This is a genomic window from Breoghania sp. JC706, from assembly GCF_037026715.1.
GTDB lineage: Bacteria > Pseudomonadota > Alphaproteobacteria > Rhizobiales > Stappiaceae > Breoghania.
Window position 1 is genome coordinate 475,956 of the sequence record NZ_JBANCG010000001.1, and the last position, 24,829, is coordinate 500,784.

The following is a 24,829-nucleotide window of genomic DNA, read 5'->3' on the forward strand; positions in this document are numbered from 1 at the left end:
AAGATGCGCTAAAAAGCGCGATTCGCGCGTCGAGTGAGGTACCATGGTAAGCAAGCATCCGGTCCGGCCCGCATCCCTGCGGCGCAACGCCACGTTCCGCAACGACGGGACCCGCGGCACTGCGACGCAAGCCGGGTCGCATTCCGGATATCGGCCGGCCGGATATCTGCCGGCGAGACTGGCGAGGCTTGCCCGCGTGCTGGCCGTGGCGTGCCTGCCGATTCTGGCGTTTCCGGGCCTTGCTTCCGCTGAACTGAAGGCCGGGGAGAGCGATGCCGACTACCCGCAGACGCTTTCGGGCAACTACCTGGCCGCGCTTGTCGCGCATGGCAATCACGACATCGCCGGTGCCGCCGATTTCTTTGCCCGTGCGCTGGCCAAGGATCCCGACAACCAGTTCCTGCTCGGCCGCACCTTCACGCTGAAGCTTGCCAACGGCAACATGGATGAGGCGCTGAAGCTGGCGGACCGGGTGGTCGCGGTCGATCGCGACAACCTGCTGGGCCGTCTGACGCTGGGCGTCGCCGCGCTGAAGGAGCGCTCCTATGCGGCAGCGCGCAAGAGTTTCTCGCAGGCCGCGGGCGGGCCGCTCGCGCAGCTCTCCGACAAGCTTCTCTCTGCCTGGGCGCTGGCCGGTGCGGGCAAGACCGACGAGGCGCTGAAGCGGCTGGACGAGCTTGAGGGCCCCGACTGGTTCGATACGTTCCGCACCTATCACGCCGGCCTGATCCTCGATCTCGCCAACCGGCGCGACGAGGCGGCCGCCAAGTTCGCCGCCGCCTACAAGGCCGACAACAGCTCGCTGCGCATCGTCGAGGCGCATGCCCGGGCGTTGGCGCGCGCCGGCAAGAAGGACGAGGCGCTGGGCGTTCTGGAGGCCTTCGACAAGTCCGCCGAGGGCATCCCCATGCTGGCGACGACGCGCAAGTTGATCGAGGAAGGGCGCACGCCTCCGCCGCTGGCGACATCTGCGCAGGCGGGCGCGGCGGAAGTGCTCTACGGCATCGGCGCGGCGCTTGGGCGCGACGGCGGCGACGAATTCCCGGCCGCCTACCTGCAGCTGGCGCTCTATCTCGATCCCAAGGCGACGCTGGCGGTGGTGCCGCTGGCGCAGCTCTTCCAGCAGATGGGCGACCATGCCCGCGCTATCGAGGTGCTGAAGCGCGTGCCGGAAGGCTCGCCCTTGCGCGACGGTGTCGAGATCGACATCGCGCTCAACTACAATGCGCTCGACAAGGTGGACGAGGCTCGCGCCCATCTGATGAAGCTCATCAAGGCGGATCCCTCCGATCTAGAAGCGGTCGTTGCGCTGGGCAACGTGCTGCGCGGTCACAAGCTGTTTGCGGAGGCCGCCGACGTCTACACCCGCGGTATCGATACGCTCGGCAAGGATCCGGACAAGGCCTACTGGTCGCTGTTCTATTTCCGGGGCATCACGCTGGAGCGCACCGACCGCTGGCCGGAGGCGGAAGCGGATTTCCAGAAGGCGCTCGAACTCTATCCCGACCAGCCGATGGTGCTGAATTATCTGGGTTATTCCTGGGTTGACAAGGGCATGCACCTCGACAAGGCGCTGGGCATGATCGAGAAGGCGGTCGAGCTGCGGCCGTCGGACGGCTACATCGTCGACAGTCTCGGCTGGGCCTACTTCAAGCTCGGCCGCTACGACGATGCGGTGAAGGAGCTGGAGCGCGCGGTGGAACTGCGCCCGCAGGATCCGGTCCTCAACGATCATCTGGGCGATGCGTACTGGAAGGTCGGGCGCAAGCTGGAGGCGACGTTCCAGTGGAACCACGCCCGCGATCTCGATCCGGAGCCGGAGGAGCTTGCAACCATCGAGCGCAAGCTGAAGGTCGGGCTTGAGAAGAGTGCTGTGGAAGACAAGGACGCCCCCAAACGCGCTGCCAACGACAAGTAGCGCGGGCGTGACAAGTGCGGCGAAACATGTGAAACGAAACGATGGCGGCCGGTGGCCGCCATTTTCGTGAGAGCGTGCCGTCATGTCGTCAGACCGTAACCAGCCCCCGTCCTTTACCGCGCTTGCCGTGCGCGAGGAGGCTCGCGCCAAGATCAATCTGGCCCTGCACGTCACGGGCCGGCGCGCCGACGGCTATCACGAACTGGACACGCTGGTCGGCTTTCCGCCCTTTGGCGATGTGCTCGCCGCCGCGCCGGCGGACGATCTGTCGCTGACGGTGAGCGGGCCGTTTGCCGCCGATCTCGGCCCGTCTTGCGACAATCTGGTTATGCGGGCGGCCTCGCTCTTGCGCGAGGCTTTCGCGATTCGCGCAGGCGCGGCGCTTGTGCTTGAAAAGCGTCTGCCGGTTGCCTCCGGCATCGGTGGTGGTTCGGCGGATGCGGCGGCCGCGCTCCGGGCGCTCGTGCGGCTCTGGGGGCTCGATCCGGCCGATCCGCGCATCGCCGACATCGCGACGCGGCTCGGCGCCGACGTGCCGATGTGCCTTGCCTCCCGGCCCTTGCGCGCAAGCGGCATCGGCGAGGTGCTGCATCCGGTCGCCGAGCTGCCCGCTGGCGGGTTGGTGCTCGCCAACCCGCGCGTGGCTGTGGCGACGCCCGCGATCTTCAAGGCGCTGAAGAGGCGGGATAATCCTCCGCTCTGCGATATGCCGACCTTTGCCGATGCGCGGGCGCTGGCGGAGTGGCTCGCCGCCGCGCGCAACGACCTTCAGCCGCCGGCGATCGAGACCGCGCCCATTATTGCAGACGTGCTGGAGGCTTTGGCGGCGTTGCCGGGGGCGCTTATTGCCCGCATGTCGGGCTCCGGTGCGACGTGCTTTGCGCTCTTTGACGACGAGGCGACGGCGAAGGCGGCGACGGGCGCGCTGGCCGCCGCGCATTCCGAATGGTGGATCTGCCAGACGAGGCTCGCGTAGGGTTCGAAGGCGGCATCGCGGCGCCTTGATGGAGATGGTCGCGACGTCTTCTGCTGGACAAGCCCGGCACTCCCGATAAGGTCCTGAACAAGGCAAACAAGTGGAGGGGCCCATGTCGGACAAAGCAATCATCGCGTTTCTGGGAACGGGGCTGATGGGAGCGCCGATGGCGCGCCGGCTGCTGGCGGCCGGCCACGAGGTCGTTGTGTGGAACCGCACCGCTGCCAAGGCGCAGGCACTAGCCGGCGACGGCGCGCGCGTTGCGGCAAGCCCGGCGGAAGCGGTTGCGGGGGCCGATATCGTCATCACCATCGTCAGCGACGGGGCGGCGGTGACCGATCTCTATTTCGCGCAAGGCGCGGTTGAGGCGGCCCGGCCGGGGGCGATCTTCATCGACATGAGCTCGATCCAGCCCTCCGTTGCCCGCGATCTGGCGGCCCGGCTTGGCGAGGCCGGACTTCACGCGATCGACGCGCCGGTCTCCGGCGGAACGCCGGGCGCTGAGGCCGGCACGCTCGCCATCATGGCCGGCGGCGAGGCGGCGGATATCGAGCATGCGCGGCCGGTTCTGGAGGCGATGGGGCGGGTGACCCGCGTCGGCCCGCACGGGGCGGGCCAGCTTGCCAAGCTTTGCAACCAGGCGATCGTCGCGATCACCATCGGCGCGGTGTCGGAGGCGCTGTTTCTGGCGGAAAAGGGCGGGGCGGATCCCGCGGCTGTGCGCGATGCGATCCGCGGGGGCTTTGCCGAAAGCCGGATCCTCGACCTGCACGGGGCGCGCATCGTCGCGCGCGACTGGAGCCCGGGCGGGCCGTCGACGCTGCAGCTGAAAGATCTCGACAACGTGCTGGCGGCGGCATCCGAGGCGGGCGTCGATCTGCCCCTGTCGCGGCAGATGCGGGAGCGCTATCACGCTCTGGTGCACGACCTGGGCGGGGCCGAGCTCGATCACAGCGCGCTCTATCTGGAACTTGAAGCGCGCAATCTTTCTCCCACCTGAAAGGAGTGGGAGGGATGAACGAGCGGCTGCGTTCGGCTGCCCTCATGAGAGGCTGAAAAACCATGAATATCGGCACCGCCGCCCGGCAGACCGGTCTGCCGGCAAAGACCATCCGCTACTACGAGGAAATCGGTCTGATATCGCCGGAACGCCAGGACAACGGCTATCGCGACTATGGCGACGAGCATATCCACAAGCTGCGCTTCCTGCGACGCGCGCGATCGCTCGGCTTCGGCATCGAGGATTGCCGGCAATTGCTCTCGCTCTACGAGGATCGCGGCCGGGCGAGTGCCGACGTCAAGCTGCTTGCCAAGCAGCGGATCACGGAGATCGACGCCAAGCTGGAAGAATTGTCCTCACTGCGCGACACGCTCGCCCGGCTGATCCACGCCTGCCATGGAGACGACCGTCCCGATTGTCCGATCCTGGACGAGATCGCCGGCGAGGCGTGAGGGGGGAACGGGTGCGGAGGGCCATCCTTCGAGGCGGCGTCTGCGACGCCTCCTCAGGATGACGTTATCCGTGTTGTTGGCTTCTTCTTTTCATCAACATACACAACGTCATCCTGAGAGCCTGGCCCGGAAATAGTATCGGGCTATGCGTTTTCGGCTATCCTCCCTCATGTCCCTCCGCCGTCATTGCCCGGCGAAGTCCGGGCAATCCACCTCCAGCCGCAGCATTCGGGGCGTGCGCTGGATCACCCGGACTTCGCCGGGTGATGACGATGGGGGGATGAAGGCGCGTAGAATTCGGTGCGACGAACCAACGGCCATTTCCGGGCCAGTCATTGAGGAGGCCTGACAGGGCCATCCCGAAGGATGGCCGCAGCCTGAGAGCGGATGGCCATCCTTCACCCGAAGCTGCGGGCGAGCTCCGTGTCGCAAGCCTCAGGCATCTTCCGCTCCTCCTCCAACCGGCGGGTGATCTCCGCGGCCGGCACCGGCCGTGAGAACAGGTAGCCCTGGAGCTGGTCGCAGCCTGATGCCTGCAGGAAACGGTGCTGGCCTTCCGTCTCGATGCCCTCCGCCGTCACCTTCATGCGCAGCGCATCGGCGAGCGCCACCAGCGTGTGGACGATTGCCGCCGCCTCGGCCTCCGTCTCCACGGAGGTGATGAAGGAACGGTCGATCTTGAACTTGTCGAAGGCGAACCGGCGCAGATAGCTGAGCGAGGAATAGCCGGTGCCGAAGTCGTCGAGTGCGATGCGCACGCCGATGTGGTGCAGGTTCTCGAAGATGCGGGCCGTGGCTTCGATCTGGTCCATCACCACGCTCTCGGTGACCTCGACCTCCAGGCGCCGCGGGTCGAAGGATTCCTCCAGAAGGATCCGGTGCAGCACGCGGGCGAAGTCGGGGTGGCGGATCTGGGCGGGCGAGACGTTGACGGCGATCGACAGGTCCGGCCAGGCGTGGCCGTCGCGACACGCCGTGCGGATGACCCAGGCCCCGATCTGCCAGATCAGGTCGCTGCGTTCCACGACCGACATGAAATGCTGGGGCGTCAGCAGTCCCTTTTCCGGATGACGCCAGCGGATGAGCGCCTCCACACCCACCGTCGTCAGGCCATCGGCGCTGACCTGCGGCTGGTAGAACAGCTCGAACTGGTCTTCCTCAAGCGCCCGGCGCAATTCGCGCTCCAGCTGCTGCGAGAGGCGGATCTCGTCGCCCATGCTCTCCTCGAACAGGACATAGCGGCTGCGCCCCTCCGCCTTGGCCCGGTAAAGCGCGATGTCGGCGCGGCGCAGCAGCTCCGCCGGCGTATGGGCGTCGCCGTCGGCAATGACGAGGCCCATCGAGCAGGACGAATGGAGCATCTGGTCGTCGATCTCGAAAGGGTGGGCGAATGCGGCCTGGATCTCGCGGCACACGTCTATGATCGCGCCGCGCGAGGCGCGGCCGTTGATGATTAGCGTGAACTCGTCGCCCGAGATGCGCGACACCAGATCGCCGTTGCCGATGGCGCCCTGGAGCCTGCGGGCGACAGCCTTGATCAGTTCGTCGCCGGCGTGATGGCCGAGCGTGTCGTTGACTTCCTTGAAATAGTCGAGATCGACATAGATGACGCCGACCGGCCGGCCTTGCGTGCGGGCCGTCTCCAGCGCCTCGGACAGGCGGCGGGTGAAAAGCGCCCGGTTTGGAAGCTGGCTGAGATCGTCGTGCAACGCGCGGTGGCGGGCAAGCGCCTCGGAGAAGGCGAGACGGACGGTGGAGACGTGGGTGTGCCGCAGTACGCCGACGCCGAGGATCAGCAGAACCAGCATCGCCAGCACCATCATCGGGCTCGCCTCGTCGAGCATCGAGGTGCCGTGCCGGCTCGGCGACCACGCAAGATAGCCGATGAGGCGGCTTGCGCCATTGTAGAGCGGCAACGTGCTGGCGGGCATGCTGTCGAAATCCGTCCCGGCGACGAAACGCAGTTCCGTCAGACGGTTGATGTTGCCGATCTGGCGCAGGCCCGCCTTGTCGATGCCGCGCACGTTGACAATCGCGCTCGGCGCGCCGGCCGCCAGCTGCATCATGTCGGTGGCCGGGGCGACCGCCATCACCGTGACGATGGCCAGCCTGCCGTTGACGATTTCGAAGGCTGCTTCGTAGATCGCGTGAACGTGCTTGCGGTAGTCGGGTGCGAATGTCAGGCGACCGCTGCCGTCGGTAGTGACGGCGCGCTGAAAGGCGCTTTGCACCTTGTCCGCCATCCGCGCGAGGCTTTCCGCCAGCACCGGCGAATCCATTGTCAGATGTGAATAGGCCCCGTTGGCGGAGAGCTGTCGCAGTCGCCCGTCCGGGCCCAGCAGCGCGACAAGGCTGTCGTCGGCGGACGCCATCAGCCGGCGCGCAATCCGATACTGCACCCACGAGCGGTCGACGTTCACATGGGCGTGGAGGTAGGTCGCGTCATCGATTGCGAAGCTCTCGATCTCCTTGGCGACACGCTCGCGCTCGACTTCCAGCGCGTTACGCAGGAGACCGCGTTCGAACCGGATCGCGGACTGGTCGGTCTTGCCCGCTGCCCAGTAGAGGCCGCCGATCGCGATCGCCACGGCGGCAAGCATCAGTCCGGCGATCGAGGATGTGATGCGCAAGCCCAGCCCGCGGCGTATTTTAAGGCGCTCGCGCAAGGAATTCGTGCCAGCGGACGCGGAGTATTCCTGCCCTGAATGGCCAGTGCGTTCTTCTTCGGAAAGGGGCTTGCCGTCCTGGTTCGTTTCCTCCATGTCTGAAATCTACGCTTAAAAACTTTAAGCATTTCTAAGCATGGGATTTATTCGCCGGTTTTGTGGATGCGGAATGCTCGTCTGTTTCGTATATGGAATTTCGAATGACTTCAAAGGACATAGCCGGCGGCGCGCCTTCGGCAAATACCGAGCCTGGAAACTTGCACGGCGCTCAGATGAGCTGGAGGCCGCGGAAGCTGACGTGGCCCGATCGGCCGACGATGATGTGGTCGTGCAGCTCGATGCCGAGCGGCTTGGCGACCTCGGCGATCTGGCGGGTCATCTGGATGTCGGCGCGCGAGGGCGTTGGATCGCCGGAAGGGTGGTTGTGGACGAGGATGATCGCCGAGGAGGAAAGCTCCAGCGCCCGCTTCACCACCTCGCGCGGATAGACCGGCGTGTGATCCACCGTGCCGGTCTGTTGCACCTCGTCGGCAATCAGGCCGTTCTTCTTGTCGAGAAACAGGATGCGGAATTCCTCGCGCTCGGAATAGGCCATGGCGGAGCGGCAATAGTCCAGCACCGAGCTCCACGACGACAGCAGCTTGCGTTCGGAGATCTGGCCGCGGGCAAAGCGCAGGGCGGCCGCGTGGACCGCTTTCAGGTCGTCGACCGCCGCCTCGCCGATGCCGCTGACCTCCTTCAGCCGCGAACGCGGTGCCGCCAGAACTTCGGCGAACGAGCCGAAACGGGCAAGCAGCGCCTTGGCGATGGGCTTGGTGTCCTGGCGCGGCAGGGAGCGGAACAGCAGCATTTCCAGAAGTTCGTAGTCTTCCAGCGCCGTTGCGCCGCGCTCGCGAAAACGCGCCCTGAGCCTTTGGCGGTGGCCGAGATAGTGCGGCCGCGCCCGGGCATCCATTTCCGAAAATCCGTCTGCCTCTTCCGTCATTGCCCGCCCGCGCCTGCGCTATTTACCATGCGTCATTTTCCGCATGGTAGCGGGTCGTGCGCCCACGTCCAGAGCGCTTCGTCGGTTGCGTCGCCAGAGAACGCGAAGGCCGGATACGACGAGGGCACGAAAGCGAACGATGTCGCTTCCGTGCCCTCTCGCTCACAGGGTCATGAGCCGGAGGAGGGGACCTCGCCTCAATTCACCTGCAGCGGTGGCTTGTCGAGGCCCTTGGGCGAGAGCGTGAAGATCTCGTACCCGTCCTCGGTGACGCCGATGGAATGCTCGAACTGCGCCGACAGCGACCGGTCGCGCGTGACCGCCGTCCAGCCGTCGGACAGCACCTTCACGGGCGGGCGGCCGAGATTGACCATCGGCTCGATGGTGAAAATCATGCCCGGCTTCAGTTCCGGGCCCTCGCCGGGGCGGCCGTAGTGCAGGATGTTCGGCATGTCGTGGAAGATCTTGCCGACGCCGTGGCCGCAGAAATCGCGTACGACCGAGCAGCGCTCGCCTTCAACGTATTCCTGGATCGCGGCGCCGATATCGCCGGTGGTGGCACCCGGCTTCACCGCCGCCATGCCGCGCTGGAGAGATTCGTAGGTGACGTCGATCAGCCGTTCGGCCGCGCGCTTGATCTTGCCGACCGCGTACATGCGGCTGGAATCGCCGTACCAGCCGTCGAGGATCAGCGTCACGTCGACGTTGACGATGTCGCCTTCCTTCAGCGGCTTCTCGTTCGGGATGCCGTGGCACACGACATGGTTGATCGAGGTGCAGGTCGATTTGGTGTAGCCGCGATAGCCGAGCGTCGCCGGCAGCGCGCCGTTGTCACGGGCGAAGGTGTAGACGTAGTCGTCGATCTCGCTGGTCTTCGTGCCTGGCCGGATCAGGTCTACGAGCCCGTCAAGGCAGCGCGCGGTGAGCTTCCCCGCGGCGTGCATCGCCTCGAAATCGGCCTTTTCGTAGAGCCGGATCTGCCCCGTGTTCTTGAGCGGCGCGGAAGACGCCTCGACATAGCTTACCATCGTAATTCCCGTACCGCGCGCAAGCGGCCTATCCCATGATCGGTGTCCGATCCCCGCATCGTTTCGCACGCGCCCTCTTGCGCGTTGCGTGACGGGGGACCATCGCATATCCCGGTTGCATCGAATCGACCAGACTGGGAAGCCTGCCCCATCGGCGCTGTGCCGGGGTGTCCCGTCGACGTCTTTCGGCTTCGATGCGCTGAAGACGTTTCCATTCATATATCGTGTCCCGGCTCGGATTTCAGCGCTCGTGTTCGAAAAAAGCAAGCCACGCGAAAAGAGGGCCCGGATTCCGGCCATGCCAGCACTCTCCCGTGATCCCGGTCTCCGCGATGGCGGCTTCGGAACGTGTCGGCCCGGCAGGTTCCGGCGCATGGTCATCGCGGCGACGCGGCAGCTGCCGGAGGGCTGGACGGGCCGACGGCTGGCGCTGCTGCTGCGCCGGTTCGGCCTTGCCTTCCTGAACCATCCGCTCGACGTCACGGTCTTCGGCGCGGCGATGCGCCTTCACCCCTTCGCCAACGTGTGCGAGCGCCGCGTCCTGTTCACGCCGCAGTTCTTCGACGCGGAGGAACGGGCGCTGCTCGCCGCGCATGTGTGCGAGGACATGGTGTTCGTCGATATCGGCGCCAATGTCGGCATCTATTCGCTGTTCGTCGCCGGCCTGGTGGGGCCGGGGGCCCGTATCGTCGCGGTGGAACCTCAGCCGGCGCTGTTTGACCGGCTGGTGCACAACATCGCCTTCAATCCCGGCTTCTCGATCGATGCGGTGCCGGTTGCTGTGACCGATCGCGACGGCGCGGCGCGGCTCTTTCTCGATCCGAACAACGAGGGCCAGGCAAGCATCCGCTTCATCATGTCGAGCGAGGCGGAGACGATGCAGATCAACGTGCCCTCGCGCTCGCTGCTCTCGCTGTTGCGCGCCCAGGGCCTTTCGCGCGTCGATGCGATGAAGCTCGACGTCACCGGCGCGGAGGATATCATTCTCGCCGCGTTCCTGCGCGAGGCGCCGCAGTCGCTGTGGCCGCGCGTGATCATCATGGAGAACACGCCGCAGCGCTGGCAGGAGGATTGCGTGGAGATGCTGAAGGCGCACGGCTGGCGCGTGGTTCAGGAAACGCGGATGAACGTGTTCATGGAGCGCGAGGACGGCGTGCCGGTGATGGAATTCGGCGCGGAATCTGGCGTGGGCGGCTGACATCTCGGCGCTTGACGTTGCGGCCTCTGGCGTGTGGCAAGCTGACGTATTAACCGAGGGTTGAAGGGTGCCTGTCCGGGGTCTATGTCCGGGACAGGCACACAGCAGAAATATCGGACATTTTCGATGTTGCGTTTCACTCCGACCGATCCCGAGCTCTCCCGCCTGTTTCTGGCGCATACGCTACGCTATTACATGCAGCCGCTCAGGGCGCGCGACGTTCCGGAATTCGTCGAGGAGATGAAAAGCCGCCTCGGCATTGACGGCCTGTCGCGCACCGGTGCGGGCACGCCGGCGGGATATATCGGGACCGAGGACGAGCCGCGGATCCATCCGATCTACTGGAACAGGTAGGCTCGGCTGTCCGGTCGCTTGCGGTGCCTAGGCATCGTCGTCCCCTCATTTTCGCCATGTCCGGCTTGAACCCGCCCGCGCAGCAAGCTACTCGATAGCAGTCGCAATGCTTTTCGCGGGCGTGGCGGAACTGGTAGACGCAAGGGACTTAAAATCCCTCGACCTTGGTCATACGGGTTCGAGTCCCGTCGCCCGCACCACCCTTCGCCCGAAGGCTTCGAAAGCAGCTCTCGCGCCTGCGTTTTTCCCCTCCTGCACAACGGCTTTGCCAGACCGGTTCGCGGAACCGATCGGGGCCTTTGCGCATTCTTCCTTCACGTTGTCGGACCGCTTCAGGAGGAGATCATGGGACGCGGACTTATATTGTGGCTGGTGGGCATTCCCTTGCCCGTCATCCTGCTGCTCTGGGTGCTGGGTTTCCTGCACTGAGAGGGAATGAGGCTTTCCTATCGATGAAGGGGGCGAAAGCTCCCGCAGGATGCGGCCCGCCGGCTGACGGTGGGCCGTTTTTCATGCCCGGCCCCGGAAAAGAGCTGCGCTCTACTCCGTCTCGTCCGCCTCATCCTCGCTTTGCTGTGGAAGGTGGGCGGCAAGAGCCTCGCCGATGCGGGCGTGGTCGGTGGCCAGTCCCGTGGCGCTGATGCCGATCGGATAGAAACCGAGCAGGCCGTTGACCCGCGCCATCCAGCGCTTCGGGCGCGAGGTGATGTGGGCGGAGACGGGCTCGGTGCCCGCCACTGCGTAGAAGCGCAGTCCGATGAGGCGGACTTCCTTCATGCTGGTGAGCACGTCCCAGGGGATGGTCTCGTCGACAAGGCGCCGGTCGAAGAGGCCGGTCTCGTCGATGCGCAACACCTCCCGCTCGTCCATCAGGCGGATCATGTTGAGCAGCGTCAGCACGATGAAGAAGATGAAGGCGACCTGCGCGACACCGAAGACGAACGGGTCGCTCGTCAGCGCAAGGCCATAGCTGACGCCGGTAAAGACGATGCTGAGCACCAGCAGCAGCGCCACTTTCTTGCGGTCGTATTTCACGGAAAGGTTCATGTCGGACACAGCCTGGTGGTGTGATTTTCAGGCGGCGAACCTAGCGGTGCGGGCGCCGGAAATGAAACGAATTCGTGTCCGTCGCGTCGGTTTCGGCCGAAAGCGCGGACAATGGGCTGATGTTGCAGCGTCTTTCGCACAGCGACGGATCGGCGCACGGCAAGGTTGCGAGGGCGGTGCGGTCCCGGTTCGGCCCCGATGACATTGACAGAAAGGTCAATTCGTCGTCTCTCAGGAACCTTGCGCGCCCGCGGTCAGCAAAGGACGGGCGCCGCCTGAAGAGGGTTGCTCTAACCGGGAGTTCATTTCATGCGTAAAGTCGTTTTGCCGCTTGCCCTTGCAGCCGGCCTCGCCGTGCCGGCGGCGCTTTCCGGTCAACCGGCCATGGCCGCCGATACCGTGACCGTCGCCGTGACCGCCATCGTCGAGCATCCGGCTCTCGATGCCTGCCGCGACGGCGTCAAGGAGGCGCTGAAGGAGGCCGGCTACGTCGAGGGCAAGAACCTCAAGTTCATTTACGAAAGCGCCCAGGGCAACCCGGCGACCGCGACCCAGATCGCGCGCCAGTTCGTCGGGGAGAGCCCGGATGTGATCGTCCCGATCTCCACGCCCTCGGCCCAGGCGGTGGCGGCGGCCACCAAGTCGATCCCGATCGTCTTTTCCGCGATCACCGATCCGGTCGGCGCGCAGCTCGTCAAACAGATGGAAAAGCCCGGCGGCAACATCACCGGCGTTTCCGACGCCTCGCCGATCGCCGACCAGGTCGCGCTGATGCAGGAGATCACGCCGGACATCAAGACCATCGGCTACCTCTACAATCCGGGCGAGGCGAATTCCGTCTCCACCTTGAAGGTGCTGACGGACGTCGCCGGAAAGGCGGGGTTAAAGGTCGTTGAGTCGACCGCGACCAAGACGGCTGAAGTGCAGCAGGCCATGCGCGCACTCGTCGGCAAGGCGGACGCGGTCTACGTGCCGACCGACAACACCATCGTTTCCGCGTTCGAGGCGGCGGTGAAAGTGGCGCAGGAGAACAAGCTTCCGCTCTATGCCGCCGATACGGACTCCGTTCCCCGCGGCGCGCTGGCGGCGCTTGGCTTCAACTATTTCGACGTCGGCAAGCAGACGGGCGCGAAGGTCATCGAGATCCTCAAGGGGACGCCCGCCGGCGATATCAACGTGGAAGTCGCCAAGGGCACGAACCTCGTCGTCAATCCGGCATCCGCCGAGAAAATGGGCGTGACGATCCCCGATGCGGTGATCGAACGCGCCACGAAGGTGGTTGAATAGCCGGCTCCGGCCGCTTAAACCAAGAAACCGCCGCGTCTCGCTCCGCGGCGGTTTTTTGTATTTGTGGCAGGATTGCCCACCCCACCTCCAATCGCGGAAAAGACCGTGACTGAAATTGCCTTCTGGGGGGCCGTCGAACTCGGCCTCGTCTATGCCTTCGTCGCGCTCGGGGTCTACCTCGCCTTCCGCGTGCTCGATTTCCCCGATCTGACCGTCGATGGCTCGATGCCGCTTGGCGCGGCGACGTCCGCGGTGCTGCTCATCCACGGGGTCAACCCGTGGCTGGCGACGGCGGCGGCGATGGCCGCCGGCGCGGTGGCCGGCATCGTCACGGCGACGCTGAACGTGCGCTTCAAGATCCTGCATCTGCTGGCCTCGATCCTCACCATGACGGCGCTGTTCTCGATCAACCTCAGGGTGATGGGCCGACCGAACGTGGCGCTTCTGAGCGAGGACACGATCCTCACGCCGTTCTACGGTCTCGGCGTGCCGGACTATTACGTGCGCCCGGCCTTCTGCTTCGTGCTGGTGGTGATCGCGGTGGCGCTGGTCGCGTGGTTCCTGCGTTCCGAATTCGGCCTTGCGATGCGCGCCACGGGCGCCAATCCGCGCATGGCCCGGGCGCAAGGGGTGCGCACCAACCTCCAGATCTATGTCGGCATGGCGCTGTCGAACGCGCTGGTCGGACTGGCGGGCGCGCTGTTTGCCCAGACCAACGGCTTTGCCGACGTGACGTCCGGCGTCGGCACGATCGTCGTCGGGCTGGCCGCGGTCATCGTCGGCGAGACGCTGCTGCCGAGCCGGCTCGTCACGGTCGCGCTGATCGGCGCGGTGATCGGCTCGGTCGTCTACCGCATCGCCGTGCAGCTTGCGCTTTCCGCCGACGTGATCGGCCTCAAGGCCTCCGACCTCAATCTGGTCACCGCCGTCCTCGTGGCGATCGCGCTGATCCTGCCGCGGCTTCGCAAGAAGGGGAGGGCGGCATCATGATCCGCGTCTCGCAACTGGGCATCACTTTCAACCCCGGCACGCCTTTGGAAAAGCGCGCGCTGAACGGCGTCGACCTTACCGTCGAGCCCGGCGAGTTCGTGACGCTGATCGGCTCCAACGGCGCGGGCAAGTCGACCCTTCTGGGGGCGGTTGCCGGCGACGTGATGGCCAGCGAAGGCTCCATCGTCATCGGCGAGACGGAGGTCACGCGGTGGCCGGCGGCGCGGCGGGCGGGTCTTGTCGCCCGCGTCTTTCAGGACCCGCTGGCGGGCTCCTGCGGCACGCTGTCGATTGAGGAAAATCTGGCGCTTGCCGCCGCGCGCGGCCGCAAGCGCGGGCTTTCCGGTGCGCTGCCGCGCTCGCGTCGCGCATTCTTCAAGGAGCGCATCGCGGAGCTTGGACTTGGCCTTGAAAACCGCCTGGAGGACCAGATGGGCCTTCTGTCTGGCGGTCAGCGGCAGGCGGTCTCGCTCGTCATGGCGACGCTGGCGGGAAGCGACGTGCTGCTCTTGGACGAACATACCGCCGCGCTCGACCCGCACATGGCCGCCTTCGTTCTGGAACTCACCTGCCGCTTTCAGGCGGAACTGAAGCTCACGACGCTGATGGTCACCCATTCGATGCGTCAGGCGCTCGATGCCGGCACGCGCACGGTGATGCTTCACGAGGGCCGCATCGTGCTCGACGTGAAGGGCGATCAGCGCAAGGGGCTCGGCGTCGACGATCTCGTCGACATGTTCCGCAAGGTGCGCGGACAGGAACTGGAGGACGACGCGCTGCTCTTGTGAGCGGCGCTGCTCCTCGTCATTGTGATGCGTCCGCGACGCTCTTGCCGGGCGCATGATCGGGAAAGACATGAAGCTTCCTCCCCTCGTCCCCGGACGCCTGATCAAGCGCTACAAGCGCTTTCTCGCCGACATCGAATTCCCTGACGGTTCCGTGATCACCGCCCATTGCGCCAATCCCGGCTCGATGATGGGGCTGGCGAGCCCGGGCAACACGGTGTGGCTGTCGAAATCCGATAACCCGAACCGCAAGCTCACCCACTCCTGGGAACTTGTGGAGGTGGGCGGGGTGTTGATCGGCGTCTCCACGGCGCGGCCCAACGCGCTGGTGGAAGAGGCGATCCTCGCCGGAGTCATCCCGGAGCTTTCCGGCTATGCGACGCTTCGGCGCGAGGTGAAGTACGGCAAGAATTCCCGCGTCGATATCCTGCTGGAAGACCCGGACAAGCCGACGGCCTATGTGGAGGTCAAGAACGTCCACATGATGCGCGAGCCCGGACTGGCGGAATTTCCCGACGCCGTAACGGCGCGCGGGGCCAAGCATCTGGTCGAGCTCGGCGACATGGTGGAGGCCGGGCACCGGGCGGTGATGGTCTATCTGGTGCAGTATCCGACTGCGGAGCGGCTGGCGTTCGCCCGCGACATCGATCCAGCCTACGGCGAGGCCTTCGACCTCGCCCGCTCGCGCGGCGTGGAGGCGGTGGCGACGGTGTGCGAGATCACGCAGGACGAGATCCGCGCGGTGCGGCCGATCCCGGTTCTGGGGTAGCTGGCGACGCGACGAATTCGGTCCCCGCAGGCGCCATTGCCGGCCGCAGCATTCGGCGCGTGCGCTGGATCACCCGGACTTCGCCGGGTGATGACGGTGGAGAGACTGGGGGAGGCCGGACGGAGAGAGCGTGTTGGCCGGCGGGGGCACGCTCAGGAGCAGAAGGCGGAGACGGTGCCGTCCGCGTGCGCTCACATCGCTTCCTTGATGCCGACCCGGATCAGCCACCAGTTGACCGGATAGGCGGTGGCGAAGCCGCAGAGCATGGCGATCTGCATCATGAACCAGAATTCGGCCATGCCGGAGGAAAGCTCCACGCCGAGCACGTGAGCGAACAGCCAGAAATGGGCGATCGCCATGAAGCCGTACATGCCGACCTGCCATGAGGTCAGCGACAGCGCGTCGGCCTTGACCGCCTCCTTCAGGCCCTCGCGGACCGAGAGCCCGCGCATGGGCTTGATCGCGAAGTACTGGAAGGCGATGCCGATGGCGAAGGCGAGGATGAAATCCAGAACCCACACGGCGAAGATCTTCTGTGAGAAGAGAACGCCGTAGCCGAACCATACCGTGATGGCCGGGAAAAGCGCGACGAGCGGCTCTGCGATGACATCACCGATGGTGCAGCCCGCGCCGCAGTGGCTGGCGCCCTTGCCGACCTTGACGGCGAAGGGCGTGTCGGAGCCATGCCCGTGTCCGTCGTGGTGCGAGCCCATGCGGCTGGCGGCGGCGGATTTTCCAAAACGGTAGTAGCCCCAAAGCGCGATGAGCGAGGCGAACAGGGCGACGATCGGCCAAACGAGATTCATGATCCACATGTGTTGCGGATCGCGTATCTCGTCGATGGCGATGACCGCGCAGCAGATGAAGCCGAGTGTCAGCGAGATGATCGAAAGCAGGTGCAGCCATACAGGGATGGCGGACGTAGCGGCAAGCATCTTGGCTCAGCTATCCCAGCTCGGCTTTTCGGAGCGGTCGAACGCAATCACCAGAAACGAAACGAAGCCGAGCACGACAGAGGCGAAGCACAGGGTGGAAATCCAGTCGTAAACCATCGGGCAGGGTCCTTCTTTTCAAGGATGCGACCCTTTCTTAACGGTCTCGCAAGATTTCGGTTCCGTGTTCGTGGGGCTGAGACGAAAACGGCCCTTCTGCCGGCCGCCCGCTAAAGGGCGCGCAGAAGGGCCGAGTTGTTGTGCTTTCCGGGGCGGGATGCTAGAGCGGTTCATGACGAAACCGAAACGGATCGCGGGTATTTCAGCTCGCGGCCCATCCTTAGGGACGGCGCTGACGCGCCTCCTCAGAGCCTGGCCCGGAAATGGTAGCCCGTTCTTCGTCCCGAATTCCACGCTCCTTCATACCCCTCCATCGTCATCACCCGGCGAAGTCCGGGTGATCCAGCGCGTGCCCCGAATGCTGCGGCTGGCGATGGATTGCCCGGACTTCGCCGGGCAATGACGGCGGAGGGGCATGAGGGGAATAGCCGAAAGTGCATGGCCCGACACAATTTTTTCGAGCCAGACGCTCAGGATGACGTCGTGTTTGGTGTTGGTTTTGCAGGAATAACAACACGGATAACGTCATCCTGAGGAGGGCCGCAAGGCCCGTCTCGAAGGATGGGCGACCTGCTTCCGTCCAACCGTGAATAGCTCTACCCGACCAGGCTATTGCCCTTCTGCAGGACGACGATGCGCGTGCGGGGCGGAACGCGTTCGTACAGATCGCAGATGTCCTGGTTGATCAGGCGTACGCACCCCGACGAGACGGCCTTGCCGATTGAGGCGACCTCGGGGGTCCCGTGCAGGCGGTAGAGCGTGTCCTGACCGTTTTCGAAAATGTAGAGCGCGCGCGCGCCCAGCGGGTTGTGCAGGCCGGGCTCCATGCCGTCGGCGTATTTCTTCAGCTCCGGCTGGCGCTTGATCATCTCCGCCGGCGGCGTCCATGTCGGCCACGGACGCTTCCAGGCGATTTCCGCGCGCCCGCCCCAGGAAAAGCCCGCCCGGCCGATGCCGACGCCATAGCGCATGGCCTTGTCGTTCGGCATCGTCAGATAGAGGTAGCGGTTGGGGGTATCGACGACGATCGTGCCGGTCGGTTCGGGCGAGGAATAGTCCACCACCTGACGATAGAACTTGGGGTCGAGTTTCTTCAGATTGACCGCGGGGATCGGGAACTGCTCCTCCGGCATGGCGGCGTAGATCTTTTTCGGATCGGTTTCGATCGGCGGCGTGGCGGCGAGCTGGACGTTGTTGCCGTTTCCGGTGGTCTGGCAACCGGCGAGCGCAAAGGCGGAGGCCGTGACGACGAAGCTGCGGCGGGTCATGGACATGACGAAGATTTCCTGAATTCGGCCAGGCAGGGGGCGACGAACCGCGTACCGGCGACCGGGGGATTCGAACCTGTTATGGTTAATGGAGCCTTAATTCGACCCATGCCGGGGGTGACTTTCGCTTCAATGGGCGCGCAAGTTGCCGGCCGGCAGGACCGATGCCGAAGAGCCCGAAACCGTGCCTGCACCCGGACTGGTGCGCGTGGTTCTTGCGGGCACTTGGAGAGCGGGCAGCTTCAGCGCGTTCAGGTGACCTGATTGCGCGCATGCTGCCCGGGGCGCATGCGGGGAGGGGGCGTTGCGACGTTCCGGGCGTTTTCTTCCGGCGTCAGCAGGGCTGCCGTCTCATGCGCGATCGCGCAGCCTGCATGGCGTGGCGTCGGCGGTCCCCAGGCAAGGGTCGCGTCCAGATGCAGCAGCCGTGGGCAGGAGCGATCGAGCCCGTTCCGGCCGGCCTGCACGCCGCGCGCGCCCGCTTCGGTGTGCGCCGCGACGCGCTCCACAGGGGGTGCGGGATGCGGGTCCGCCAACTGGCGCAGGACATGGTTCTGCTGCCACACGCCCGTCAGCATGGCGGCCACGAGCAGGAGCGTGGCGAAGACGTGCAAGGAGAGGCGGGCGGTTTTGGACATCATGTATGCGGTGATACCAAGCGGCGGAGGCGGACGGTAATGAGCCGCAATCACGTTTGTGTCAATGTGGATTATCGGCAAAAAAAGGCGGTTGCGGGCCGCGCGCGCTTGCGGCCCGCCGTGAGGGGCGTCAGCCCTTGGTCTCGTTGGTCAGCGGCGGCTGGAAGGTGAAGCCCATGTCCCAGGGAAAGTAGATCCAGGTGTCCTGGGAAACCTCTGTGATGAAGGTGTCGACCTGCGGCCGGCCCTTGGGCTTGGCATAGACGGTCGCAAAATGGGCCTTGGGCAGCATCTTGCGCACCTGGGCGGCCGTATTGCCGGAATCGACCAGATCGTCGATCACCAGAACGCCGGCACCCTCGCCGCCGTCGAGCCCGATCACGGCCGGGTCGATCGCCTTGATCACCTCAAGCGAGCCCTGGTCCTTGTAGTCGTGGTAGGAGGCGATGCACACCGTCTCGATGTTGCGGATGCCGAGCTCGCGCGCCACGATCGCCGCCGGCACAAGGCCGCCGCGGGTGATGCACACGATCGCCTTCCATTCGCCCTGACCGGCGAGCCGCCACGCAAGGGCGCGGGCGTCGCGGTGAAATTGCTCCCAGTGAACGGGAAAGGCCTTCGGCTGCCCCTGTTCCATCGGTCTTGAACCTTTCCTGCAGACTGTCTTTTTTCGTGTTCGTTTCAGGCCATGTTTATATCAGGCCATGTGTGTTTCAGGCTTGGGCGCGAAGGCGCGTCAGCGCGTTCTCGATCTCGGCGGCGACGCGGTCCAGAAGTGCCGCATCGCGCGACCGTATCACCAGCTGGGTGGTGAAGGTCTTTCCGTCATATTGCGGATAGGAGCCGATCGCGACGCCCGCATGGGCATTCTGGATGCGGCGCAGGTCGTCGGCCACGCGGCCTTCCGGCAAGTGCGCGTCGATGGCGCGCGACAGCACCACCGTGCCGTGCGCGAGCGTGGGGCCAAGCGCCTCGAGCATCGCCTCGAAAACCGAGGGCACGCCGGCGAGCACATGGACGTTGCGGATCTTGAAGCCGGGGGCCTGTGAGACGGAATTGGGGATCAGGCTCGCGGTGTCGGGAATGCGGGCCATGCGCATGCGGGCCTGGGTGAGGTCGGCATTGCCATAGCGGGCGGAAAGCAGCGCGACGGCTTCGGGATGGAAGTCGATGCCGACGCCGAAGGCGGCCGCAACCGCGTCGGCGGTGATGTCGTCGTGAGTCGGACCGATGCCGCCGGATGTGAAGACGTGGGTGTAGCGCTCGCTCAGCGCCCGGACTGCCTCGACGATGCGGTCGGTTTCGTCGGGAACGATGCGCACTTCGGCCAGATCGATGCCGTGCGCGGTAAGAAAATCGGCCAGATAGCCGATGTTCCTGTCCTTGGTGCGTCCTGAAAGAATTTCGTCGCCGATGACGACGAAGCCCGCCGTCACGATCTGCTGGTCAGCCGGGTGCGCGGCCTCGCCCATTTTCCGTCTCCTGAATGGTCAGGCCGGATGTCTTAGAACAACTTGCCCGCCGGTGGAAATAGCTTCCGGCAAAAACCTTCGGCAAAAAGTCGGTCGCGGCGAAAAGGGCAGCGGCGTCAGTTCTCGGAGGACGCGCATGGGCCGCCGGTCGAGGGCTCTGGTCGGGGGGGCTCCGGTCAGGGCCGCCAGTCGTAGATCCAGTCGAAGCGCGCCAGCAGCCGCGTGCCGCTGAGATAGCGGATGCCGGCATCGCGCAGGAAGGCCATGACGCCCTTCATGTGATAGGTGCGGGCATTGTCGCGGGCCGCGCGCATGACGCGCTCCACGCGATCCTTGCGGGCGCGCTCGTAGGCGAGCAGCGCCTCATCCACGTCCGGGTCGCTGGCAAGGCAGCGGGCGATGACATGGGCATCCTCGATGGCCATCGCACCGCCCTGCGCCATGAACGGCAGCATCGCGTGCGCGGCGTCGCCTATCAGGGCCACGCGGCCCTCCGCCCAGATCGTGCCGGGCCCGACATCGCACAGCGCCCATTGCAGCCAGCTGTCGGGCATTTCCAGGAGGCGGCGGGCGGCAGCCGGCCAGTCTGCGAAATGGCCCATGACCTCCTCGCGCGAGGCCGGTGTGGACCAGGTCTCCTCGCGCCAGTCGCTCTCCACGATGGCGACGAAGTTGATCTCGCGGCCGCCACTGATCGGATAGTGGACGAGATGCGTGCTCTCGCCCATCCACAGGCCGGTGAAGGATGCGAGGTCGGGCGCCATCTCGGAAGGCACCGTGGCGCGGAAAGCGATGCGGCCGGAAAAGTCGGCCGACGGCAGGCGCAGCAGACGGCGGCGAACCGTGGACCAGACGCCATCGGCGGCGACCAGCGCCTCGCCGCGGTAGCTGGAAACGCCGTCGGCGCCCTTGGCCTCGACGGTGATGCCGTCCTCGTCCTCCTGGGCATCCGTCACGGTCACGCCGAGATGGATGTCGATGTCGGGGCGGGTGCTGGCGGTCTCGGCGAGACCCCGGTGCAGGTCGCCGCGATGGACGACGCAATAGGGCGCGCCGTAGCGGCGAAGCGCCGTCTTGCCGATCGGCACGCGACCGACCAGTCCGCCGGCGCGTACGGAATGGATGCGGATGACGTCGGGATGGACGAAGGCGTCCTCGAGCGCGGGAATGGCGCCGAGGCCGTCCAGCACGCGCCAGGCATTGGGGGAGATCTGGATGCCCGCGCCGACCTCGCCGAGCGTGTCGGAACGTTCAAGGACGTCCACGGCGAACCCGGCCCGCTCAAGCGCAAGCGCGGCAGTCAGGCCGCCAATGCCCCCTCCGGCGACGACGATCCGCCTCTTGGTGCTCTTGGCCACAGGCCAGACGTTCTCCGTGCGCGGAAACGCATCCTGGTCGGGGCCTCTCGTCTGGAGGCTGGTCATGGCAGGCCGCGCTATTCGGCTGCGGCTGCCGGAACCCACAGAGCCCCGGCCGGATCCGATTCCTCCGGCTTCAGCGCGCCGTCGTAGACATAATGGGTGGAGCAATAGGGGCACACGATGGAGGCATCGTCGCCCATGTCGAGGAAAACATGCGGATGATCGAACGGCGGCGTGGCGCCGATACACATGAATTCGTGTGCGCCGATCCTGATGGTTTCTACACCGCCGTCATTCTGGAAATGGGGAATGACCTGATCCGCCATGGTGTCGATCCAATCTCATCTGCTGGTTGTCGGCGCGACAATAGCGAGCGAGTTGCCGGATGGGTAGAGGTATTTCGTGACTTTTTGTGTCGCGGCCGAGGCATGTGTCAACGCCTCTGAGCGTCCGCTGTCACGCCATGCCCGACAGAGCGTTGCGCGCCCTCTTTCGCGCCGTCACTTATGGCCTTAGTGTGGAGCCCCTCGCAATCATATCCTTTACGTAAACGTCAGAAGCTCATGCCCTCATTCAACTCCGACGGAACCGACATCGCCTATCTCGACGAAGGGGAGGGCGAGCCGATCCTGCTGATCCACGGCTTCGCCTCCAACAAGGACGTCAACTGGGTTCACACCGGCTGGGTGGATCTGCTCGTGAAGGCCGGGCGAAGGGTCGTCGCGATCGACAATCGCGGCCATGGGCACAGCGGCAAGATCCATGATCCGGAGGCCTACGGCGCGCCCATCATGGCGGAAGACGCCCGGCGGCTGCTCGATCACCTCGGCATTCGCGAAGCCGACGTGATGGGCTATTCCATGGGCGCGCGCATCACCGCCTTTCTGGCGCTGAACCACCCCGATCGGGTACGCCGGGCGATCTTCGGCGGGCTGGGCTACGGTATGGTCACGGGCGTCGGCGATCCCGAGCCGATCGCGCAGGCGCTGGAGGCGGTCTCCATCGAGGAGGTGAGCGACCCCGTCGGGAGATCCTTTCGCAAGTTCGCCGACCAGACGAAGTCGGACCGGCTTTCGCTCGCCGCCTGCATGCGGTCTTCCCGACAGAAGATCAGCCAGGAGGATGTGGCGCGCATTTCTGTGCCTGTCCTGGTGGCGGTCGGCACCCGCGACGAGATTTCAGGATCCGCGCAAAAACTCGCCGACCTGATGCAGAATGCGCGGGTTCTGGATATCCCGCGACGCGATCATATGCTGGCGGTGGGAGACAAGGTCTACAAAGAGGGCGTTCTCGAATTTCTGGGGGAGACGGAGTGAAGTTAACGGGAGGAGACAACGTGGTGGAGGTGCGGTGGACAACGCGCCAGCTGGAGGGGGCGGAGGGCAACCGGATCGAGGCCGATATCTATCAGCCGGCCGATGCCATAGGGGCCGATGCTGCCGGGATTGAGGGGGCGGAGATGCCCGAGGAGCAGCGCGCCGGACGCGAGGGAGGCGCGCCGGTGCTGCTTGTTCATGGCGGCGGGCAGACGCGCTATTCCTGGGCCGGGACCGCGGAGCGGCTGGCGCGTGACGGCATGACAGCGATCGTCATCGACCAGCGCGGTCATGGCGAGAGCGCGTGGGTGGAGGGCGGTCACTACCGCTTTCGCGACTATGCGGCCGACATCGTCGCCGTGGCGGAGGCGATCCGGCGCGAATTCGGCGCGGCGCCCGTCGCCATCGGCGCCTCGCTCGGCGGCATCGCCTCGACGCTGGCCCACGGCATGCGTGCCGAAGGCGTCCTGCACGCGCTGGTGCTGGTCGATGTGGTGCCGCGCATGGACCCCGACGGCGTCGACAGGATTACCGGCTTCATGGCGGAACGCATGCACGAGGGCTTCGCCTCCGTGGAGGAGGCGGCCGATGCGGTGGCGGCCTATCTGCCCAACCGCAAGCGCCCGCGTTCCACCGAGGGGCTGCGCAAGAACCTGCGCCTGCACGACGACGGCCGCTACCGCTGGCATTGGGACCCGCGCTTTCTGACGGGAGAGTTCAGCGTCGGCTCCACCGCGGCCGAGGACATCGCGCGGATGGAAGAGGTCGTTCGTGGGTTGACGATTCCAGTGATGCTCGTGCGGGGCGGAAGCTCCGAGCTCGTTCCCGAGGAAAGCGCGCGCCATTTTATGGAACTAATTCCGCATGCGCGCTACTGCGATGTCACGGGAGCGGGCCATATGGTGGCGGGCGATCGCAACGATATCTTCGCCGATGCGGCGGTTGATTTCATTCGCTCGATCGGCGGGCGCTGATCGCGAAATCCGTTGTTTGAGAATCCCTTGAGGCGCGGCGCTCAAGTCGCCGCACGCCTCAGGGCGGTGGTGCGGGCGAACGGTGCCGGAGGACTTGGGGCCGAAAAGGCGAGTCCCGCGAATCCCTTGCGAGGGAAATTTAACTTCGCATTTACCAAGATTGGAGACGGGCGGCGGCTCGCCGTCGCCTGTCCCTGCGCAGCGCGTTCCGCAGGAAATGCGAGTCGCTGGAATCGCTTACGAAGTTTTGCTGAGACGGTTTTTCGGCGCGCGGACCTCACATGCCGATTCAGGTTCTTGAAGTTCTGAATCAGCGTCCGCTCCGCCATGGGGGCTGCGCGTCGATCTGTTCGATAATCCTGCACGAAAATGGTTAGCGGCCGGTGAAGATGGGATTGCGGCGCTCGAGAAAAGCTGTGCGGCCTTCGGCAAAATCGGCGCTGGCGAAGCAGGCGTCGGTGAGGGCCTCTATGGCCGGCCAGTCGATGTCTGCCGGGTCTGCGGATACCGCGTCGATGGCCGCCTTGGCGGCGCGCTGGGTGAGGGGGGCGTTCGCGGCGACCGTTTCGGCATAGGTGCGGGTTTCCGCCTCCAGAGCCTCCGGTTCGCTGACGCGGTCAATGAGGCCGAGGGTATCGGCCTCCGCCGCCTCGATCCGACGGGCGGAGAAGAAGAGATCCTTTGCGCGTGCCGGGCCGATCAGCTTGACCACGTCGCGCACGGCGCCCGCCGGATAGCCGACGCCGAGCCGGGCCGCGGGGATCGCGAAACGGGCATCAGAGCTCGCAAAGCGCAGGTCGCAGGCGACCGACAGACCCACGCCGCCGCCCATGCAGAAGCCACGGATCATGGCGATGGTCGGCTTGCGGCAGGCGCGCAGCGCGTCGAAGGCGGCGGAGTTCGAGGCCTCGTAGGCCCGCGCGCTTTCCGCGTCCTTGCGCACTTCGGCGAACTCGGAAATGTCGGCGCCGGCGACGAACGTGGTCTCGCCCGCGCCGCGCAACACGATGACGCGCACGCGCTCGTCATCGGCAAGATCGGCCACCGCCTGCGGCAGCGCGCGCCACATGTCGAGGGTGACCGCGTTGCGCCGGCGTTCGTTGTCGACGATCAGCCAGCCGAACGGCGGCTCCACGGAAACGTCGATCCGACCAGCCGTCTGGCCGGAAGTTGCGGAGGTGGTTTCGGAAGTGTTCATATCGGCGCCATATCCTTTTCGACCTGTCGTAGCGTCTTCTTAAGGCCGCGACGATGCAGGGGAAAAGGCAAAAACGCCTTTCTCGGCACCGTACC

Annotated in this window: 24 protein-coding genes and 1 tRNA gene; 13 read left to right on the forward strand and 12 right to left on the reverse strand. The window is 65.5% G+C overall.

From position 1 onward, the window contains the following. The first annotated feature begins 43 nt into the window (after positions 1-43). The 4 genes from V2L18_RS02005 to cueR all read left to right on the forward strand — a co-directional run bounded on the left by V2L18_RS02005 (position 44) and on the right by cueR (position 4,346). Complete coding sequence (locus tag V2L18_RS02005; RefSeq protein ID WP_336176116.1) at positions 44-1,918, forward strand: tetratricopeptide repeat protein; 1,875 nt, start codon at positions 44-46, stop codon at positions 1,916-1,918. An 82-nt stretch (positions 1,919-2,000) separates the two neighbouring features. Further along, positions 2,001-2,894 (forward strand): 4-(cytidine 5'-diphospho)-2-C-methyl-D-erythritol kinase, encoded by an 894-nt coding sequence (locus tag V2L18_RS02010; protein WP_336176118.1) that lies wholly within the window; start codon positions 2,001-2,003, stop codon positions 2,892-2,894. Positions 2,895-3,006: 112 nt separating this feature from the next. Beyond that, positions 3,007-3,894 carry an NAD(P)-dependent oxidoreductase gene (locus tag V2L18_RS02015; RefSeq protein ID WP_336176120.1) on the forward strand — a complete coding sequence of 296 codons (888 nt, stop codon included), beginning with the start codon at positions 3,007-3,009 and terminating at the stop codon, positions 3,892-3,894. Between the two features lie 62 nt (positions 3,895-3,956). Further along, positions 3,957-4,346: a Cu(I)-responsive transcriptional regulator gene (cueR, locus tag V2L18_RS02020; RefSeq protein WP_336176121.1), complete on the forward strand. Its 390-nt coding sequence runs from the start codon at positions 3,957-3,959 to the stop codon at positions 4,344-4,346. Between the two features lie 398 nt (positions 4,347-4,744). Here the strand turns inward: cueR and V2L18_RS02025 are convergent, their stop codons facing one another. From V2L18_RS02025 to map, 3 genes are all read right to left on the reverse strand, one after another. Continuing rightward, positions 4,745-7,108: a bifunctional diguanylate cyclase/phosphodiesterase gene (locus tag V2L18_RS02025; RefSeq protein ID WP_336176123.1), complete on the reverse strand. Its 2,364-nt coding sequence runs from the start codon at positions 7,106-7,108 to the stop codon at positions 4,745-4,747. A gap of 172 nt (positions 7,109-7,280) precedes the next feature. After that, positions 7,281-7,997 (reverse strand): DNA repair protein RadC, encoded by a 717-nt coding sequence (radC, locus tag V2L18_RS02030; RefSeq protein ID WP_336176125.1) that lies wholly within the window; start codon positions 7,995-7,997, stop codon positions 7,281-7,283. A gap of 197 nt (positions 7,998-8,194) precedes the next feature. Then, a complete protein-coding gene (gene map / locus V2L18_RS02035; RefSeq protein WP_336176127.1) occupies positions 8,195-9,025 on the reverse strand; it encodes a type I methionyl aminopeptidase in 831 nt (276 codons plus the stop codon). 298 nt (positions 9,026-9,323) lie between these two features. Here map and V2L18_RS02040 point away from each other — a divergent pair, with 298 nt between their 5' ends. The 3 genes from V2L18_RS02040 (at position 9,324) to V2L18_RS02050 (ending at position 10,777) form a co-directional block, all read left to right on the forward strand. Then, positions 9,324-10,223 (forward strand): FkbM family methyltransferase, encoded by a 900-nt coding sequence (locus tag V2L18_RS02040; protein WP_336176129.1) that lies wholly within the window; start codon positions 9,324-9,326, stop codon positions 10,221-10,223. Positions 10,224-10,349: 126 nt separating this feature from the next. Next, positions 10,350-10,577 carry a hypothetical protein gene (locus V2L18_RS02045; RefSeq protein WP_336176131.1) on the forward strand — a complete coding sequence of 76 codons (228 nt, stop codon included), beginning with the start codon at positions 10,350-10,352 and terminating at the stop codon, positions 10,575-10,577. A gap of 115 nt (positions 10,578-10,692) precedes the next feature. Next, a tRNA-Leu gene (locus V2L18_RS02050) sits at positions 10,693-10,777 on the forward strand. Between the two features lie 340 nt (positions 10,778-11,117). Here the strand turns inward: V2L18_RS02050 and V2L18_RS02055 are convergent. Then, positions 11,118-11,624 (reverse strand): STM3941 family protein, encoded by a 507-nt coding sequence (locus V2L18_RS02055; RefSeq protein WP_336176133.1) that lies wholly within the window; start codon positions 11,622-11,624, stop codon positions 11,118-11,120. A gap of 309 nt (positions 11,625-11,933) precedes the next feature. Between V2L18_RS02055 and V2L18_RS02060 the strand changes: the two genes are divergently transcribed. The 4 genes from V2L18_RS02060 to sfsA all read left to right on the forward strand — a co-directional run bounded on the left by V2L18_RS02060 (position 11,934) and on the right by sfsA (position 15,455). Beyond that, positions 11,934-12,911 (forward strand): ABC transporter substrate-binding protein, encoded by a 978-nt coding sequence (locus V2L18_RS02060; protein ID WP_336176134.1) that lies wholly within the window; start codon positions 11,934-11,936, stop codon positions 12,909-12,911. 105 nt (positions 12,912-13,016) lie between these two features. Beyond that, entirely contained in the window at positions 13,017-13,901 is an 885-nt protein-coding gene (locus V2L18_RS02065; protein WP_336176136.1) for an ABC transporter permease, read from the forward strand. After that, positions 13,898-14,689, forward strand: coding sequence for an ABC transporter ATP-binding protein (locus V2L18_RS02070; RefSeq protein ID WP_336176138.1), 792 nt, complete (start codon positions 13,898-13,900; stop codon positions 14,687-14,689). The genes V2L18_RS02065 and V2L18_RS02070 overlap by 4 nt, the downstream gene beginning before the upstream one ends. A gap of 67 nt (positions 14,690-14,756) precedes the next feature. Further along, complete coding sequence (gene sfsA, locus V2L18_RS02075; RefSeq protein ID WP_336176140.1) at positions 14,757-15,455, forward strand: DNA/RNA nuclease SfsA; 699 nt, start codon at positions 14,757-14,759, stop codon at positions 15,453-15,455. A gap of 191 nt (positions 15,456-15,646) precedes the next feature. Here sfsA and V2L18_RS02080 read toward each other — a convergent pair whose 3' ends face one another. The 7 genes from V2L18_RS02080 to V2L18_RS02110 form a co-directional block, all read right to left on the reverse strand. After that, a complete protein-coding gene (locus V2L18_RS02080; protein ID WP_336176142.1) occupies positions 15,647-16,390 on the reverse strand; it encodes a DUF4396 domain-containing protein in 744 nt (247 codons plus the stop codon). Between the two features lie 713 nt (positions 16,391-17,103). Beyond that, complete coding sequence (locus V2L18_RS02085; RefSeq protein ID WP_336176374.1) at positions 17,104-17,775, reverse strand: L,D-transpeptidase; 672 nt, start codon at positions 17,773-17,775, stop codon at positions 17,104-17,106. A 251-nt stretch (positions 17,776-18,026) separates the two neighbouring features. Further along, the gene (locus V2L18_RS02090) at positions 18,027-18,416 is read right to left on the reverse strand and encodes a hypothetical protein (protein WP_336176143.1); all 390 of its coding nucleotides are present in this window, start codon (positions 18,414-18,416) and stop codon (positions 18,027-18,029) included. 127 nt (positions 18,417-18,543) lie between these two features. Next, positions 18,544-19,050, reverse strand: a complete 507-nt coding sequence (gene gpt / locus V2L18_RS02095; RefSeq protein ID WP_336176145.1) for a xanthine phosphoribosyltransferase — start codon at positions 19,048-19,050, stop codon at positions 18,544-18,546. A gap of 76 nt (positions 19,051-19,126) precedes the next feature. After that, entirely contained in the window at positions 19,127-19,885 is a 759-nt protein-coding gene (locus V2L18_RS02100) for a competence/damage-inducible protein A (RefSeq protein ID WP_336176147.1), read from the reverse strand. Between the two features lie 176 nt (positions 19,886-20,061). Beyond that, a complete protein-coding gene (locus V2L18_RS02105) occupies positions 20,062-21,309 on the reverse strand; it encodes an FAD-dependent monooxygenase (RefSeq protein ID WP_336176149.1) in 1,248 nt (415 codons plus the stop codon). Positions 21,310-21,320: 11 nt separating this feature from the next. Beyond that, positions 21,321-21,572, reverse strand: coding sequence for a zinc-finger domain-containing protein (locus V2L18_RS02110; protein WP_336176151.1), 252 nt, complete (start codon positions 21,570-21,572; stop codon positions 21,321-21,323). A gap of 237 nt (positions 21,573-21,809) precedes the next feature. Between V2L18_RS02110 and V2L18_RS02115 the strand changes: the two genes are divergently transcribed. Together V2L18_RS02115 and V2L18_RS02120 are read left to right on the forward strand one after the other, a co-directional pair. Further along, positions 21,810-22,562, forward strand: coding sequence for an alpha/beta hydrolase (locus V2L18_RS02115; RefSeq protein WP_336176152.1), 753 nt, complete (start codon positions 21,810-21,812; stop codon positions 22,560-22,562). After that, positions 22,559-23,536 carry an alpha/beta fold hydrolase gene (locus V2L18_RS02120; protein ID WP_336176154.1) on the forward strand — a complete coding sequence of 326 codons (978 nt, stop codon included), beginning with the start codon at positions 22,559-22,561 and terminating at the stop codon, positions 23,534-23,536. The genes V2L18_RS02115 and V2L18_RS02120 overlap by 4 nt, the downstream gene beginning before the upstream one ends. Before the next feature lie 373 nt (positions 23,537-23,909). Here the strand turns inward: V2L18_RS02120 and V2L18_RS02125 are convergent, their stop codons facing one another. Next, positions 23,910-24,734, reverse strand: coding sequence for an enoyl-CoA hydratase (locus tag V2L18_RS02125; RefSeq protein WP_336176156.1), 825 nt, complete (start codon positions 24,732-24,734; stop codon positions 23,910-23,912). Positions 24,735-24,829 lie beyond the last annotated feature (95 nt).